The organism is Corallococcus sp. CA049B, from assembly GCF_003611685.1.
Lineage (GTDB): Bacteria > Myxococcota > Myxococcia > Myxococcales > Myxococcaceae > Corallococcus > Corallococcus coralloides.
Map to the genome: position 1 here is coordinate 1 of NZ_RAWC01000118.1, position 15,600 is coordinate 15,600.

Consider the following 15,600-nt stretch of genomic DNA (forward strand, 5'->3'; position numbering starts at 1 on the left):
CTCCCTCCCTATTCTCGCCGGGCGGATTGCTACAGCTCGCTACGCGGCTGGAATCGGGCAGAGGGAACAGGGGTCCATGACAGCGGCAAAGAAGGGTGGCCGGGGGGAGAAGGCGGTGCTCTCCCGGCAGGAGATCGCGACGCGCCGCAAGGCGCTCAACAACAAGAAGATGAAGGCCCCGGGCGCGGCGAGCCCCGCCAGGCGGGCGCTCATCGGCGTCTTCATCCTGGCCGCCTCGTTGCTGGCCTTGCTGGCGGTCGCCACGTTCGACGCGCATGACCGGGTGGGGCCCGGCTTCCACAACGCGGTGGGCCCCATGGGCCACCTCATCGCGGAGACCCTGCGCGGCGCGCTGGGCGTGTGCGCCTACCTCATCCCCGCGGGCGGCATCTACACCGCCGTGGTGCTCTTCGTGGGCAACCGCGACCGGCGCCGCATGCCGCAGATCATCTCCCTGGCGCTGCTCACCTGCAGCGTGTCCGTGCTCGCGCAGCTCATGTTCGCCAAGGACAAGGGCTGGGCCCACCCGCCCGGCGGCGCGCTGGGCGCGAGCCTGGGCGGCCTGATGGAGGGGATGTTCTCCACCGTCGGCACCATCATCCTCGTCACCGCCATCAGCGCGGCGGCGCTCATCGTGGGCACCCAGTACACGTTCTTCAAGCTGTGCTCGCTGGTGTGGGCCGGCCTCACCGTCCTGGGCCGCCGCATCTCCGAGAACGCGCACGTCTTCTGGGAGCAGCAGAAGGTCAGCTACGCGGCCCGCCAGGAGCGGCTCGCGCAGGAGAAGGAAGAGGAGGCCGCGTTCCTCGCGGAGCTGGAGGCCGAGGAGGAGGAGCTGTCCGAGGCGGAGCGCCTGGCCGCCGAGGCCGAGGCCGCCGAGGCCGAAGCCCTGGCCGAGGAGGCCGTGCGCCTGGCCCGGCAGAACGAGAAGGAGCAGCTCGCCAACGCGAAGAAGGCGCTCAAGGAGCAGAAGGACCGCGAGAAGCTGGAGAAGAAGCTCGCCCGCGAGGAGCCGGCCGAGGACGAGGAGAACGACGACGCCTCCGACGAGCAGCCCTCGCTGCCGCCCGAGCGCGCCGAGCGCCGTTCCCCGGGCGCCGACCCCGCCTGGGCCGCGTCCTTCCTCGCGCCCCAGCCGCAGCTGCCCGCCAACGCGGACGCGGGCGAGCCGCCCCGCCGCGCGCGCAAGACGCCGCAGATCGTCACCCCGCCCTCCGCTCCGTCCACGCCGCCCGTGCCCGCCGCGTCGCTCACGCCTCCGGCCGAGCCCGCCGCGAAGCCCCTGGCCGCGGAGAAGCCGGCCGCCGCCGCGCCGGGCAACGCCCTCATCCCCGCGCCGCCCTCCGCGCTGGCGCGCATGCCGCTCATCGTGGAGCCCAAGGCGCCGCCCAAGCCCACCGCCATGAAGCGGCCGCAGGACCAGTTCGAGTTCGTGGGTGACCGCAAGAGCTTCTCCCTGCCGCCGCTGGACGTGCTGGAGGCGGACAAGAAGGAGCGCTCCGCGCTGGACAAGGACGCGTTCCTCGTCACGGCGGAGAAGCTGCGCGCGAAGCTGGCGGACTTCGGCATCGTGGGCGAGGTCGTGGAGATCCGCCCCGGCCCCGTCGTCACCATGTACGAGTTCCTGCCCGGGCCCGGCATCAAGGTCAGCAAGATCGCCGCGCTCCAGGACGACCTGGCCATGGCCATGGAGGCCATGCGCGTGCGCATCGTCGCCCCCATCCCCGGCAAGGGCGTGGTCGGCATCGAGGTCCCCAACCGCGACCGCGAGACGGTGTTCCTCAAGGAGATCGCGGAGCAGGACACGTTCCAGAAGAGCGGCAGCAAGCTCACCATGTGCGTGGGCAAGGACATCGAAGGCATGCCGTACGTCTTCGACCTGGTGAAGGCCCCCCACCTGCTCATCGCGGGCACCACCGGCTCCGGCAAGTCCGTGGCGGTGAACTCGATGATCATGAGCATCCTCCTCAAGGCCACGCCCGAGGAGGTCCGCTTCATCATGGTGGACCCGAAGATGCTGGAGCTCTCCGTCTACGAGGGCATCCCGCACCTGCTGCTCCCCGTCGTCACCGACCCCAAGAAGGCCGCGCTCGCGCTGCGCTGGGCGGTGGAGGAGATGGAGCGCCGCTACCAGATGCTGTCCGAGGCGGGCGTGCGCAACATCGCCGGCTTCAACAAGCTGGTGGAGACGCAGGCCTCCGAGGAGAAGCCCGCCGTCGCCGCGCCCGCCGCGAAGAAGAAGAAGCCCAAGAAGGTGCTGGTCGTGGAAGGCAGCGCGGAGTCGGTCGCCTCCACTTCCGCCAGCGACGGGCTGGGCGTGGCCATGCCGCGCGAGGACGACGAGGACCTGCGTGAGGCCATCGTCTCCGAGCCCGCCCCCACCCTGGAGGCCGACGGCGAGGAGGACGCGGAGTTCGAGGAGGACGGCGAGGAGTCCACGCCGGTGGAGGCCGCCTCCACGGAGAAGAAGGAGCTCAAGAAGCTGCCCTACATCGTGGTCATCATCGACGAGCTCGCGGACCTGATGATGGTCGCCAGCCGCGAGGTGGAGACCTACGTGGCGCGCCTCGCGCAGATGGCGCGCGCGGCCGGCATCCACCTGATGGTCGCCACCCAGCGTCCGTCCACGGACGTCGTCACGGGCATCATCAAGGCCAACTTCCCCACGCGCATCAGCTTCATGCTGCGCTCGAAGCCGGACTCGATGACGATCCTGGGCACGGTGGGCGCCGAGGCCCTGCTGGGCATGGGCGACATGCTCATCATGCCGCCCACGAGCGCCCACCTGCAGCGCGTGCACGGCGCCTACGTCTCCGAGCAGGAGATCAAGAAGGCGGTGGACCACCTCAAGGCCCAGGGCAAGCCCGTCTTCGACGAGTCCATCCTCAAGCCGCGCGACGAGGACAACGAGGGCGGCGGAGGCGAGGAGGACGAGCTGTCCGACGAGCTCTACGACCAGGCGCTCGCGGCGGTCAGCGAGATGCGCTCCGTCTCCATCTCCATGCTCCAGCGCAAGATGCGCATCGGCTACAACCGCGCGGCGCGCATGATCGAGCGCATGGAGCGCGACGGCGTGGTGGGCCCCGCGGACGGCGCCAAGCCCCGCGAGGTGCTGCTGCGCGGCCTGGGCGACATGCCCGGCGCCGGGGCGATGTAGCCCGCCGGCACTTCGCAACCCGGGGAACGGACCTCCGTCCCCCGGCGGTTTTCCCCTCGGGGGCGCCACGGAAAGTGCTTCCGGGCGCCCCCGCTCTCCTTTCCTCCGGACGGCCGAATGATCGTCGCCATCTCCCGCTTCCGCGCGTCCCCTGAAGAGGCCGACGGCTGGGTCCACCGGCTCCAGGAGCGCTCGCGGCGCGTGGACGGCTACCCGGGCTTCCTGGGCCTGGAGGTGCTGCGTTCGTTCGAGCGCTCGCCTGAAATCCTGCTCGTCACGCGCTGGAAGGACCGGGACGCCATGAAGGCCTACTTCCAGTCCGAGGACTTCCAGCGGGCCAAGGGGGCCAGCGCGTCCCAGGAGGACGCCACCTTCACGATGTACGAGGTCGTGGCCACCTGAGCAGTTCCCAATCGGCCCCGGGTCGTCTAAGGGCGGTGCACCATGGCTGAACGTCTTGCCCTATTCGCCACCGCCGCGCGCGGCACCGAGGACCTGCTCGCCGAGGAGCTGAAGGAGCTCGGCGCGAAGCGCATCCGCCAGGACCGCGGCGGCGTGCGCTTCATGGCCTCGCTCGACGAGGCCCTCAATGTCTGCCTCTGGTCCCGCATCGGCATGCGCGTGCTCTATCCCCTGGGCGAGTTCGAAGCGCATGGTGCCCAGGGGCTCTACGACGCCGTCGCCAGCGTGCCGTGGGAGGAGCACCTCACCACGAACGTGACGTTCGCGGTGGACGCGAACCTGAAGGACACCGAGCACGCGCACTCCGGCTTCGTGGCGCTGAAGGTGAAGGACGCCATCGTGGACCGCCTCCGCGACAAGCTGGGCTCTCGGCCGGACGTGGACACGCGCAACCCGGACGTGTCCGTGGTGGCGCACCTGGTGAAGGAGAAGCTGTCCCTCTCCCTGGACCTGTGCGGTGACCCGCTGCACCGGCGCGGCTACCGCGTGCGCCCCACCCCCGCGCCCCTGAAGGAGAACCTGGCCGCGGCCCTCCTGCGCGCCGCGGGCTACACCGGCACGGAGGCGCTGGTGGACCCCATGTGCGGCTCGGGCACCCTCGTCATCGAGGGCGGCCTCATCGCGCGCAAGCGGGCCCCGGGCATCAACCGGGGCTTCGCGGTGGAGCGCTGGCCGCACCTGGGCACGCGCGCGAAGGAGCTGCTCGCGGACCTGCGCGCGGACGCGAGGCGCAACGAGCGCAAGGTGGAGGTCCCCATCCTCGGCTTCGACAAGAGCGACGAGGCCCTGGAGGCCGCGGACCGCAACGTGAAGGCCGCGCGCCTGGGCGAGGAAATCCAGCTCGCGGAGGGCGACGCGACGAAGCTCCCGCCCCTGCCCGAGGGCGGCGGGCTCGTCCTCACCAACCCGCCCTACGGCGACCGGCTCGGCTCCGGCGGCCAGAAGGGCATGAAGACCTTCTACTTCAAGCTGGGTGACAGCTTGCGCGCGCTGCCGGGCTGGCGCGTCTGGGTGCTGTCCGGCAACCCCGCCTTCGAGAGCGCCTTCCACGCGCGCCCCATGGCCCGGCGCGACGTGTGGAACGGCCCCATCCCCTGCACGCTGCTGGGCTACCGCGCCCCGTCGCTGCCTGCCGGCTCAAAGCCGGTGCTCGGTGCGCCGGGCGAGTCGCAGGAGGTTGCTCCGGTGCGTCCAGAGCATCAGGACGAATAGCCCCGCGGTGAGCAGCACGTACTCGCGGGAGGGCGCGGTGAGGAACGCGGTGGCGATGGCGACCACCGCCGCGGACAGCGAGCCCACGGAGCTCACGCGCCACCGGGCCACCACCAACCCGTAGATGATGGCCCCCGCGAGCGCCGCCTTGGGCACCAGCACCACCAGCACGCCCAGCGCGGACGCCACGCCCTTGCCGCCCTGGAGCTTGAGCCACACCGGGTACACGTGCCCCAGCACCGCGGCCAGGCCCACCAGCGCGTGCGCCTTCGCGTCCCCGGGCAGGTAGTGCACGGCCAGCGCCACGGGCAGCACGGCCTTGAGCGCGTCCAGGAGCAGCACCACCGCGCCCAGCTTCTTGCCGGCGACGCGCGTGACGTTGGTGGCGCCGATGTTGCCGCTGCCGCTGGCGCGCACGTCCACCCCGCGCAGCCACCGCGTCAGCAGCACGCCGAAGGGGACGGAGCCGCAGAGGTAGCCCAGCAGGAGGAAGGCGGAGAGCACGGAAGAGGACAGGGTCCCGCCCTTCAGGACAGCAGGTGCGGGAAACGGGTGTGCACCACGACGTAGGCGTAATTGACCAGCAACACCAGCGGGAACGCGATGCGCACCCACCGCCACTCGCGCTCCTCCAGCTCCACCTCCGGGATGGGCAGCGCGAAGAGGAAGTGCAGCACCGTCGCCACCGCGGCCAGCGCGAACAGGAGCGCGCACACGGTGCCCAGGGGGTTGGCCTCCCACGCCCCCGGGATGTTGAAGTGGGCGACGCGGTCCGCCACGCGGGTGAGCCCACAGCCCAGGCAGGGCCAGCCCGTGTGCTCGCGCAGCACACAACCCCAGAACGGGATGATGCGGGCCACGGGGACGTAGCGCCCCAGGAGCAGCCCCCCGAGCCCGACGAGCCCGAGCCATTCGAATGTGCCCAACCGGCGGTTGGGAGCGGGGATGGTGACCTTCATGCGCACCTCGCGCCGAGTGTGCGGGACAAGTCGCGAGGATGGAAGGGGTGCCTTGCCGGGCCCCGGAAACCTGGGCTAAGCGAACGGGCATGCACATGCTCCGCACCGCCCTCGTGATGCTGGTCGCCGCTCCCCTCGTGGCCCTCGCGGCGGACAAGACGCCCAAGCCCGCAGCCAAGGCCGCGGAAGCGTCCAAGGCCGAAGCCGCGGCGAGCGACTGCCACCACCCCGCCGACGCGAAGACGCCCGAGGCCGCCAAGGCCGCGAACCCTGGCGACTGGACGCTCACCCGCGGCGAGCCCCTCAAGGGCGAGAAGACGGTGAAGCTGTCGGAGCTGCTCGCCAGGCCCCAGGCCCACGACGGCAAGGTCGTGCGCGTGGAGGGCCAGGTGCGCAAGGCGTGTGAGAAGAAGGGCTGCTGGATGGAGCTGGCCCAGGACGCCAAGAGCCCCGGCGTGCGCGTGACGTTCAAGGACTACGGCTTCTTCGTCCCGCTGGACTCCGCGGGCTCGCAGGCGCGCGTGGAGGGCGTGGTGAAGGTCGCGGAGCTGAGCGACGCCCACGCGAAGCACTACGAGGCCGAGGGCGCCATCGTCCCGCGCGGCACCGACGGCAAGCCCCGCGAGGTGCAGCTCGTGGCCTCCGGCGTCGAGCTGCGCCGCTAGCCGCGATGGGAGGCCGCAGTTTCAGCATGCGGGGCGTGCAGGGCGCGGCCGACCGGGCCGTGCAGCACGCCCGCGCGTGGCTCCTGGAGACGGAGCCCGGGTCGCGCGTGCACGACGTGCAGCTGGACCCGCGCTTCCAGCACCGGGGCGTGGACCTGCTCTGGGAGCTGCCCTCCGGAGAGGTGCGCGGCATTGAAGTGAAGGGCGACCGCCAGGCCACCCGCCGCCGCTACTTCTTCGAGCTCATCTCCAACCTGGAGAAGGACACGCCGGGCTGCTTCCTCTACAGCGGCGCGGACCTGATGCTGTACGTGTTCCTCACCCAGGGGGAGCTGCACGCCCTGCCCCTGCCCCGGGTGCGCGAGTGGTTCCTCCCGCGCGCGAAGGAGTACGCCCTCAAGCACGCCTTCACCCAGACGGGCGCCATCCGCTACACCACCGTGGGCGCGGTCGTCCCCGTGCGGGACGTGGCGGAAGGCGTGCCCGGCGTCATCACCGTGAAGCTCAAGCGCGCGGCGCCAGAAAAGTCTGGCGACAAGCCCGGCGTACAGCCCGGCACGCCGGACGCGGAAGGCGCGACGCCCGCCGCGGCCAGCGAACCCCAAGCGCCCGAGGCCCCGGAAGCCCGGAGCCCCCGGCGCACGGGGACCTGAAGCCCGGCCGACTAGCGGCGGCGCTGCGGCTGCGCGTGCTGGTGGCGGTGCGCCCGGTGGCCCGGGTGCATCTTGTCGTGCAGGGCCTCCAGCCGCTCCTGCGTGCCCATCAGCTCCAGGAGCGCGGACCGGTCGTTCTGCTGCTTGAAGATGTGCTCCAGGCGGGGCACCAGGTCCAGCGCCAGGTGGATGTCGTTGGCCTTCTCCGCCTCCGCCAGCAGGCCGCGGCCCTCGACGGACGCGTCGATCCAGGCCTGCAGGTGGATGAGGCCGTCCACCGCCAGCAGGCGCGAGATGGGCGCGCGCGCCGTGTCGTGGATGAGGTTCTTGAGGTCCTGGATGGCGGGCTCGCGCTCGCCCTTCGCGGCGCGCACCACCGCCTGGGAGATGCCGCGCCGGTCGGGCAGCAGGAACTCCTCCACCTCGGCGAACGCCGTGGCGTCGTCCAGGTGGCCCTGCGCGGCCAGCGACTCCGCCAGGCTGTCGAACAGCTCCGCGTCCTTCTCCGAGAAGGGCGCCAGCGCCTCCTGGAGGAACGGCTGGGGCAGCGCGCCCTTGTCATCCACCGCCAGCTTCGAGCGCAGCGTCTTCACGTGCTCGAACCCGGAGGCCACCGGGGCCTCCTTCGCGCCGTTGAGCTTGTGCACGAGCACCTGCATCAGCGTCGCCAGGGCCGTGGTGAACTCCTGCGGGGACACGCGGTCCGGCATCCACCGGCGCCACAGCTCCACGGCCGCGGCCACGACGTAGTCCTTGAAGGGGCCGGTGCCCTTCCACTTCGCCGCCCACTGCTGGGCGATGCCGAGCGGATAGGCGGACTCCGCCAGCTTGCGGTAGTCCTCTTCACCCACCGGGATGCCGTAGTGCCCCAGCGTGCCCAGCAGGGCCTCCGTCGAGTAGTCCTTGAGGCCCGTCTTCTGCCACGACTTTTCCACGCGCTGCGTGCTCACCAGATGCTCTCCGAGGCCATGCGAGTGCCGGCCATCGGCCCCGCTGGCCGTCTTCTAGCGAAAGCGGAGCCCGGCGAATACGGCCTTTGCGGGCCCCGTCAGGCGGCGGACGGCTGGGGCGGCGGGCGGCCCGGCACGATGGGCCACACCGTGGGCTGGCGCCGCCCGTCCTCCACCCGGCGGGCCATGTACGGCTCGCACCCGCGCTCCTGGAAGGCCCGCTTCCACGCGGCGAAGCTGCCGCCCGCGCGCCAGGCGTCCATGGCCGCGAGCCCCGCCTCCGGACCGCACTGGGCCAGCATGTACTCCACCCAGGCCCAGCGCGCGGACGTGGGCCGCACCTCTGCCCGCCCCCGCAGCCCCTTGCGCAGCCGCTCCAGCTTGTGCTCCACCTCCCGCAGGCCCGCGAAGGGCGCCCCGTCCAGCGGCGTGTTGCGCTTGGCCACGAAGGGCGCGACCCCCAGCGCCACCGGCAGGATGCGCGACAGCTCCGTGGTGAAGCGGATCAACTCGTCGATGTCCGCGTCCTCCTCATGGGGCAGGCCCACCACGTTGTAGACCTTGAGCTGCTTCATGCCCGCCGTGCGAGCGAACCGGGCCGCGCGGAGAATCTGCTCCTCGGAGTGCTTGCGGTCCACCAGGTCCCGCATCTTCTGGGACGCCCCGTCCGCGGCCACCGTGAGGTTCGTCGCCCCTCCCCGCCGGAGCTGATCCACCAGCTCCTGCGTGAGCCGGTCCGCGCGCAGCGAGGACACGCCCACCTCGCGCCCCGAGTCCACGAGGGTGCGCAGCAGCTCCACGATGCGCGGGTGGTCCGTCACCGCCGCGCCCACCAGCCCCACGCGCTTCGCATGTTCCGGGATGAGCGACAGGATGCGCTCCGGAGGCACCGTGCGCATGCCGCCGTTCGTGGTGCGGCGCATGACGCAGTAGTGGCAGCCCCGGGAGCAGCCCCGCTCCGGCTCGATGAGGAACATCGACCGGAGCTCCGTGTGGGGCGTGATGATCTGCGTGCGCGCCGGCAGCCGGGCGTCCGTCGCCTTCGCCACATGGTAGCGCGCCCCACCCCGCCCGGGCACCCGGAAGCCGGGGACCTTCGCCAGGTGATCCAGCAGCGCCTCGCGCTCCATGGAGGCCGCGGCCTCCAGCAGCACGTGGATCAGATCCTCCGCCTCCCCCTGGACGAGCACGTCCACGAAGGGCTCCAGCGGATCCGGGTTGGAGAACGTCAGCGGGCCGCCCGCCACCACCAGCGGATGTCTGGCATCCCGTTCCGATGAAAGAACTGGCAAACCAGACAAATCCAACATCGTGAACAAACCTGAAAGCTCCAATTCATAGGCAACTGAAAAGGCAAGCATTTCAAAGCTAGACACGGGTGCCTGGGATTCCCAGGTAAACAATGGCGTCCGTGTTCTCTTGTATGTCTCGACATCATCGGGAAGGAAGACACGCTCGGCGGTCGCGCCCGCGTGCTCATGCACCTCCCGGTAGATGGCCTGGTAGCCCAGCGAGCTCATGCCCACGTGGTAGGGGCTCGGGTAGCAGAGCGCGACCCGGTAGGGCGCCTCCTTGCGGAGCGTCCCTGCTTCGTCCGCCAGCAGTGAGCAGACGTGCTCGATGAGTTCGTAACGGCCCTCCATGGTCCTCCCGACGTGGATTCCAGACACCTAACAACAGCGCGGCCCCGGACCGCCACTCCCACGTGGGGGAGGGGCTGCCGGGGCCGCGTTGGCCTTCAGGGTCGGTCAGTGCCGACTACTTGAAAGACGGGATCTTGTTCGACGGGATGCAGCGGCCCTCGTTGTAGCTCGGGGGGAACTCGTCGTTCTCCTCGACGTACGCCGCCTCTTCCTCAGTCAGGAAGTCGCCGAACCAGAAGCGCTCCGGGACCGCCTCGCACTGCACGGCGAAGTCCGGGTTGATGCCCGAGCCCGAGCCGCAGTTGGAGAAGCCCTGGTCCGGATCGTTCTGGTCAACACGGGGATCGCAGCCGGTCGCCGGCCACACCGCACGCATCACGTACGTGGAGGTGCAGCCATTGCGCGTGAACGTGACCTCACCCGTCATCTGGGTGCCCGGAGAGCTGGGCGACGAGTACACCTTCACGTTCGCGAGCGTGTAGGCGATCGATGAGGTCACTCCGGCCGTCGTGGGGTTCACGGTGGCCGTATTGAACGACGGAGCCAGGCAGAAGTCGTCCGTCGTGTCCGCGCTCAGGTCACCGGTGACCTGGAGGCTGTCGAACGTGTTGTTCGCGTCCGCAGAACCCAGCCGGGCCATGTACTGCGGCCGAACCACGAGGATGTTGCTCCCCGTCTTCGGGTCCGCGAACTTCCACACGCCCAGGTTGTCACCCACCTCGAGCGCCTCGGCCGCGGTGCAGGCAGTGCCATCCGCACGGGTCGGGCCGCTCACCACGTCGTACTTCGCCCACCAGTTCGCGAAGCTCGCGTCCTGGACGATGCAACCCGGATCCGGCTGCTCGACGTCGCAGGCAGTCAGGCTGCCCGCGGCCGCCACCATTACCAGCGATGAAAGAATGCTCTTGCGCATGATGCTGATCTTCCTCACTTGGTCGGGTGACTAGAACGTGTACCGGACACCGAAGCGGATCTGCCGCGGGGCCTGGTAACGGTCCGGGTTCTTGTAGTTCTGGTTCACGTCTTCGAACGCCAGCGTGCCGCCACCGGCGCCCGGGACGTTGCCAGGGCTGTCAGCCGTCGGCAGGTCCGCCACGGTGCCCGACTTGCCCGTCTTCGCATCGTAGACCGGGAGCACCTGCGAGAACGTGTAGGACTCGTCGACGCTGTCCACGCCCTGGAAGTTGAAGAGGTTGAACACGTCCAGGGTGAAGGACACCACGCTGTCCTTGCTGACGCGGTAGTTCACGCCCACGTTGGAGTCAACGCTGTTGATCCACGGGGTGCGACCGCCGCTGCCGCGCGGCAGGATGAACGTCTCATCCTGGCCGTAGCCCGGGTACGCGCCGAGGTAGCTGATGGGCGTACCGGAGTTGCCGCGGTAGGACAGACCGATGCTCGCCGACAGCGCGTTGGAGATGTTGAACTCCTTGGCGCCGAACACCTTGATGGCGTGCGTACGGTCGAAGGGCAGCAGACCCGAGCGGTTGTTCAGGAGGGCCACCAGGTCGAAGTCCGCGAGGATGTTCGGGTCGAGCTGGTTGTTCTCCGGACGGAACAGACCGGGGTAGTTGCCGTACAGGCGGGACCACGTGTAGCTCGCCTGCGCCAGCCAGCCATCCGTGAACGTGCGGTTCAGGTAGACGGTGACCGCGTCGTAGTCACGCACCGGCGTCGGGAACTCCTTGGCGAAGCCGCTGCCGGGGTTACCGAGGAAGTACGTGTTGCCGTCATCGCGGCTCATGTCCTCGATGACCTTGCCCATGTCGCGGTGCGTGTAGGTCGCGCCCAGGCGGGTGTTCGCCAGGAGCTCGTACTCGCCGCCGACCACGACTTCGTCGGAGGACTGGGGCTCGATGTCCGGATCGACCGGCTCGCTCTGCACCAGACCGCCGCTGAAGTACTGGTTGGAGTTCAGCGTGGCCTCGGAGCGCGGCACGATGTACTGGCGGTCCGAGCAGTTGCCGCGCTGGCCTTCCAGCGTGGACGGATCGCAGCCAGGAACATCCGACCCCGGCTCCGTCAGGTAGCGACGCGCGCCGAAGCGGCGTTCACCCGGGAAGGCGCGGTCCATCATGTTGAGCGGAACCTGCTCGTAGTAACGGGCGAAGTTCACGAACAGCTTCGCGCGGCCGTTGGCGAACGGATCCACCACGGCGCCGATGCGGGGCGACCACTGGTTGGCCAGCTTCAGCGCCAGGTTGCCGTCGCCGCCGTACATGGACTGCACGTCGTAGCGCACGCCCAGGTTCAGGGTGACGCGGTTGGCGATGGACCAGCTGTCCTGGAGGAAACCACCGATGGTGGTGCCGCTCGTGGAGGACTGCTGCAGGGTCTCGAACACCGGGGTGTCCGGGGCCGTCTGGTAGCCGTAGCGGCGGTTGTCCGACCAGATGCGCCGGGTCACGCCGTTGAGCTGCACGTCGCTGAGCGAGCCGGCCTCCTGGAGGAACACGCTACCGGAGTAGGCCTTCTTCTGGTCGAAGGTCAGGAACTCCGTGTCCACGCCCGCCTTGAACACGTGCGTGCCCAGGGCGTTCAGCAGGTAGGTGGCCTTGGCGTTGATCTGGTAGCGATCCAGCGTCGCCTCGGACATGAAGCCGGGGCCGCCCACGAGGTAGTTCGTCACCGGGCAACGCACGGCCTGCTCCGCCGTGGTCGTGCCGCAGAACTCCGCGGCGTTGGGGACGCTCTCGAACGTGGTGATCGGACGGCGACGGGTGTACTGAGCCAGCGAGTAGCCGGCCAGGCCGTCCGTCGAGCCGATGGCGGTGCCGTCCGCCGGAGACGTACCCGCGGTCTGGTGGAACCAACCGAGGTTGGCGTCGACCAGGACCTTCTTGTCCATGAACGCGCCGGCGTACTTGAGGGCGAGCGCCGTGGTGTTGGCGCGCGTCTCAGTCTGACCGATGTCCTCGGGACGCACGGCCTGCGCCGCCGGCAGACCGCCCGAACGGGGGTCGATCCGCAGCTTGCCCAGACCACCCGACACGGTCGGGGTGCCGTTCATGGCGAACGACACGTTGTGGTCCTGGTTGATGAGGTACGTCAGCTTGCCCATGAACTGGATCGTGCGGGAGTCAGCGAAGTACGACCGCTGGGAACCCGGGATCTCCTGGACGACGCTGAAGCCGTTCGCATCCTTCGCCACCGCGCCGTTGTCATCCAGCGTGAAGGCGTTGAGGGCGCGGGTGTGCTCGTAGCGCTGGAACGACGGCGCGAAGCCGGCGAAGAACCAGAGCTTGTCCTTGAGGATGGGACCGCCGAGGGTGGCGCCGAAGTCGCCCAGGTTGCTCAGGGCGTTCAGGCCGGTGATCGTGGTGCCGTCCTCGATGACCAGCTTGCGCTTGCCTTCCAGGGTGCCCGGCGTCCAGTTGGCGAACACGGAGCCGTGGAACTCGTTGGAACCGGACCGGGTCACCGCGTTGATCACACCGCCCGTGGAGCGACCGAACTCCGGCATGTAACCGCCGGTGATGATGTTCACGTCCTGCACGAACTCGATGCTCAGCGGGCTGGCGTTCACGCCGAAGGCCGGGTCGTTCGTGGACAGACCGTCCACCACGTAGCCGTTCTCAGGCGAGGTCGTGCCGTTGATGGACACGCCGTACTGGTCGGACTGGGCGCCAGGGGCGAGCTCGGCCAGGGACTCGAACGAGCGCGTCGCGCCGCCCTTGCCGACCGGACGGGCCACCGCGATGCGCTTGATGAACTCCTGATCAACGTTGACGCCCTGGTTCGTCGAACCGACGTCGATCGTCGGCGGCGTACCAATAACGTCCACCGTCTGCGTGAAGGAGTCCGGCAGGAGCTCCACGTTCACGCGGATGGTGCGGTTGAGGAGCAGCTGGATTTCGGGGCGGGCGTAAGGCTTGAACGTCTCCTTCTCGAACCGCAACGTATACGTGCCCGGCGGGAGCTGGGGAATACGGTAGTTACCCTGTGCGTCGGTAACCACGGTCTGCTCGCCCTGCAGGTTGGGCGAGGTGGCGGTCACAACGACATCAGCTGCCGGCTTCTTGTCCTCAGTGTTGAGGACAGTTCCGATGATGACGCTGGACTGCGCGAAAGCCGCGGATCCGTACAACAGACCCGCAGCAAGGACGACTCCGGTTTCCCGAAGTACTTGTTTCACTTGCATACCAAACCCCTCCAAGGTGGGCTGCAACCGAAAATGACTCCGGAAAATATCCGAGGTCAAGCAGTTGTCAATAGACCGTTGCTTTTTGGTGACCAGTGCGGCATTGCGCGATCACGCAGCGGCTTCATACACGGTTGCTTGAACCCGGAACCCTTTTCTGTATGGTGGCCGCCCTTCAATCCGGGCATGGCGGGGACGGGTAGTCCACTGGTGAAGAGGAGTTACGTGCATGTTCGATTCAGTCCTTGACCGCGGGCAAGGACCCAGGTCGCGCTTCGGCGTGGGTGCCGGCGTCTCCACGCTGCTCCACGTTGGCCTGCTGGGTCTTGTGGCCTATCTCTCCACGCGTCCGCCTCCCGTGGAGGAGAAGGAGGTCGAGGTCACGCTGAAGGCCACGATGGCGCCTCCGCCGCCTCCGCCTCCGCCTCCTCCCCCGGCGTCGAAGCCGAAGACGGAGAAGAAGGTCACGCCCAAGAAGCCCAAGGACGTGATCGTGCAGCCGAAGGAGATCCCTCAGCAGAAGCCGGAGGAGACGGAGACCGCGCCCGAGCCCGAGGAAGAGGCGAGCGAGTCCGAGGTCGAGGGTGGCGTGGAAGGTGGCGTCGCGGGCGGTGTGGTGGGTGGCGTGGTGGGTGGCGTGATCGGTGGCGTGGTGGGCGGTCAGCTGGGTGGAACGGGCACGGACGTGCTGGCGTTCGGCCAGGGCATGACGCGTCCTGAGAAGATCGCGGGTCCGGAAGTGTCCTATACGCGTGAGGCCATTGAAGCGCGCGTGCAGGGCCTGATGATCGTGAAGTGCGTGATCACGACCGAGGGAAAGGTCGAGCGCTGCCGCACGATCAAGCCGCTCCCTCACATGGAGCAGGCCGTGATGGACGTGCTCACCGCCTCACGTTACAAGCCGGTCACGTTCCAGGGCAGGCCGGTCGAAGTGCAGTACACGTTCAACTTCAACCTGAAGCTGCCGCGCTGATCCAAAGTCGGCAGTCCCGCTTGAGCAGTCCGCCGAACATCACCTCGCGCTCGTGAGGAGGAGCGCTCCACAGCCATGCAATTTACCCTGCTTGATATCTGGCACCACACGGGCCTCTTCGCCCGCATGATCATCTTCACCCTCGCCATCATGTCGGTGGCGTCGCTGGTCGTCATGGCGGAGCGGATGATCGTCTTCCGCAAGACCCGCTCGGACAGCCGCAACTTCGCCGCCAAGATGGGCGCCATCCTCGCGAAGGGCGACCTGACCACCGCGGCGAACACCAACCTGGGCAAGGACGTGGGCCACCTGGGCCGCGTGATCAACTCCGGCCTGACGGCGTACCGGATCACCCCCGGCAACAAGGACCTGGCGGTGGAGTCCGTGGCCCGCGCGCTGGAGCGCCAGGCGCAGCGCGAGGTGCAGAGCCTCAAGCGCGGCCTGGGCCTGCTGGCCACGGTCGGTTCGACGGCGCCGTTCGTCGGTCTGCTGGGAACCACGATGGGTATCGTGAACGCCTTCCAGCTCATGGCGGCGGCGGGCTCCGGCGGTCTGGCGACGATCTCCGCCGGTATCTCCGAGGCGCTCATCACCACGGCGTTCGGTCTGCTCGTGGCGATCCCCGCGGTGATGGCCTACAACTTCCTGCAGGGCTGGGTGGATGCCCGCTCCGTGGACATCTCCGAGTCCTCCAACGAGTTCCTGGACGTGGTGGCCCGGCACGTGGGCGGCGGTTCTTCGCACACGGCCTAGTCTTAAGCCCCACCCTGGGACGTCCCCACCCA

At 69.1% G+C, this 15,600-nt stretch carries 13 protein-coding genes; 7 read left to right on the top strand and 6 right to left on the bottom strand.

The features are described from left to right. The first annotated feature begins 76 nt into the window (after positions 1-76). The 3 genes from D7W82_RS23750 (at position 77) to D7W82_RS23760 (ending at position 4,831) form a co-directional block, all read left to right on the top strand. Positions 77-3,157, top strand: coding sequence for a DNA translocase FtsK 4TM domain-containing protein (locus D7W82_RS23750; RefSeq protein ID WP_120620535.1), 3,081 nt, complete (start codon positions 77-79; stop codon positions 3,155-3,157). A gap of 117 nt (positions 3,158-3,274) precedes the next feature. After that, entirely contained in the window at positions 3,275-3,559 is a 285-nt protein-coding gene (locus D7W82_RS23755; protein WP_120620536.1) for an antibiotic biosynthesis monooxygenase, read from the top strand. 42 nt (positions 3,560-3,601) lie between these two features. Beyond that, positions 3,602-4,831: a class I SAM-dependent RNA methyltransferase gene (locus D7W82_RS23760; protein WP_120620537.1), complete on the top strand. Its 1,230-nt coding sequence runs from the start codon at positions 3,602-3,604 to the stop codon at positions 4,829-4,831. Here D7W82_RS23760 and plsY read toward each other — a convergent pair. Then, positions 4,757-5,335: a glycerol-3-phosphate 1-O-acyltransferase PlsY gene (gene plsY / locus D7W82_RS23765; RefSeq protein ID WP_014394208.1), complete on the bottom strand. Its 579-nt coding sequence runs from the start codon at positions 5,333-5,335 to the stop codon at positions 4,757-4,759. The genes D7W82_RS23760 and plsY overlap by 75 nt on opposite strands. A gap of 23 nt (positions 5,336-5,358) precedes the next feature. Beyond that, positions 5,359-5,790, bottom strand: coding sequence for a DUF2752 domain-containing protein (locus tag D7W82_RS23770; protein WP_120620538.1), 432 nt, complete (start codon positions 5,788-5,790; stop codon positions 5,359-5,361). A gap of 89 nt (positions 5,791-5,879) precedes the next feature. Between D7W82_RS23770 and D7W82_RS23775 the strand changes: the two genes are divergently transcribed. Both D7W82_RS23775 and D7W82_RS23780 read left to right on the top strand, forming a co-directional pair. After that, positions 5,880-6,455 carry a DUF4920 domain-containing protein gene (locus D7W82_RS23775; protein ID WP_171424828.1) on the top strand — a complete coding sequence of 192 codons (576 nt, stop codon included), beginning with the start codon at positions 5,880-5,882 and terminating at the stop codon, positions 6,453-6,455. 26 nt (positions 6,456-6,481) lie between these two features. Beyond that, entirely contained in the window at positions 6,482-7,108 is a 627-nt protein-coding gene (locus D7W82_RS23780) for a hypothetical protein (RefSeq protein ID WP_233587900.1), read from the top strand. An 11-nt stretch (positions 7,109-7,119) separates the two neighbouring features. Here the strand turns inward: D7W82_RS23780 and D7W82_RS23785 are convergent, their stop codons facing one another. The 4 genes from D7W82_RS23785 to D7W82_RS23800 all read right to left on the bottom strand — a co-directional run bounded on the left by D7W82_RS23785 (position 7,120) and on the right by D7W82_RS23800 (position 13,842). Then, the gene (locus tag D7W82_RS23785) at positions 7,120-8,058 is read right to left on the bottom strand and encodes a hypothetical protein (protein ID WP_120620541.1); all 939 of its coding nucleotides are present in this window, start codon (positions 8,056-8,058) and stop codon (positions 7,120-7,122) included. Positions 8,059-8,156: 98 nt separating this feature from the next. Continuing rightward, a complete protein-coding gene (locus tag D7W82_RS23790; protein ID WP_120620542.1) occupies positions 8,157-9,701 on the bottom strand; it encodes a radical SAM protein in 1,545 nt (514 codons plus the stop codon). Between the two features lie 115 nt (positions 9,702-9,816). Further along, a complete protein-coding gene (locus D7W82_RS23795) occupies positions 9,817-10,614 on the bottom strand; it encodes a hypothetical protein (RefSeq protein ID WP_147439498.1) in 798 nt (265 codons plus the stop codon). A 30-nt stretch (positions 10,615-10,644) separates the two neighbouring features. Further along, entirely contained in the window at positions 10,645-13,842 is a 3,198-nt protein-coding gene (locus D7W82_RS23800; RefSeq protein ID WP_120620544.1) for a TonB-dependent receptor, read from the bottom strand. A gap of 229 nt (positions 13,843-14,071) precedes the next feature. On the opposite strand from D7W82_RS23800, the gene D7W82_RS23805 reads away from it, so the two are divergent. Beyond that, entirely contained in the window at positions 14,072-14,815 is a 744-nt protein-coding gene (locus D7W82_RS23805) for an energy transducer TonB (protein ID WP_120620545.1), read from the top strand. A gap of 75 nt (positions 14,816-14,890) precedes the next feature. Next, a complete protein-coding gene (locus D7W82_RS23810; protein WP_014394199.1) occupies positions 14,891-15,568 on the top strand; it encodes a MotA/TolQ/ExbB proton channel family protein in 678 nt (225 codons plus the stop codon). The last annotated feature ends 32 nt before the right edge of the window (positions 15,569-15,600 follow it).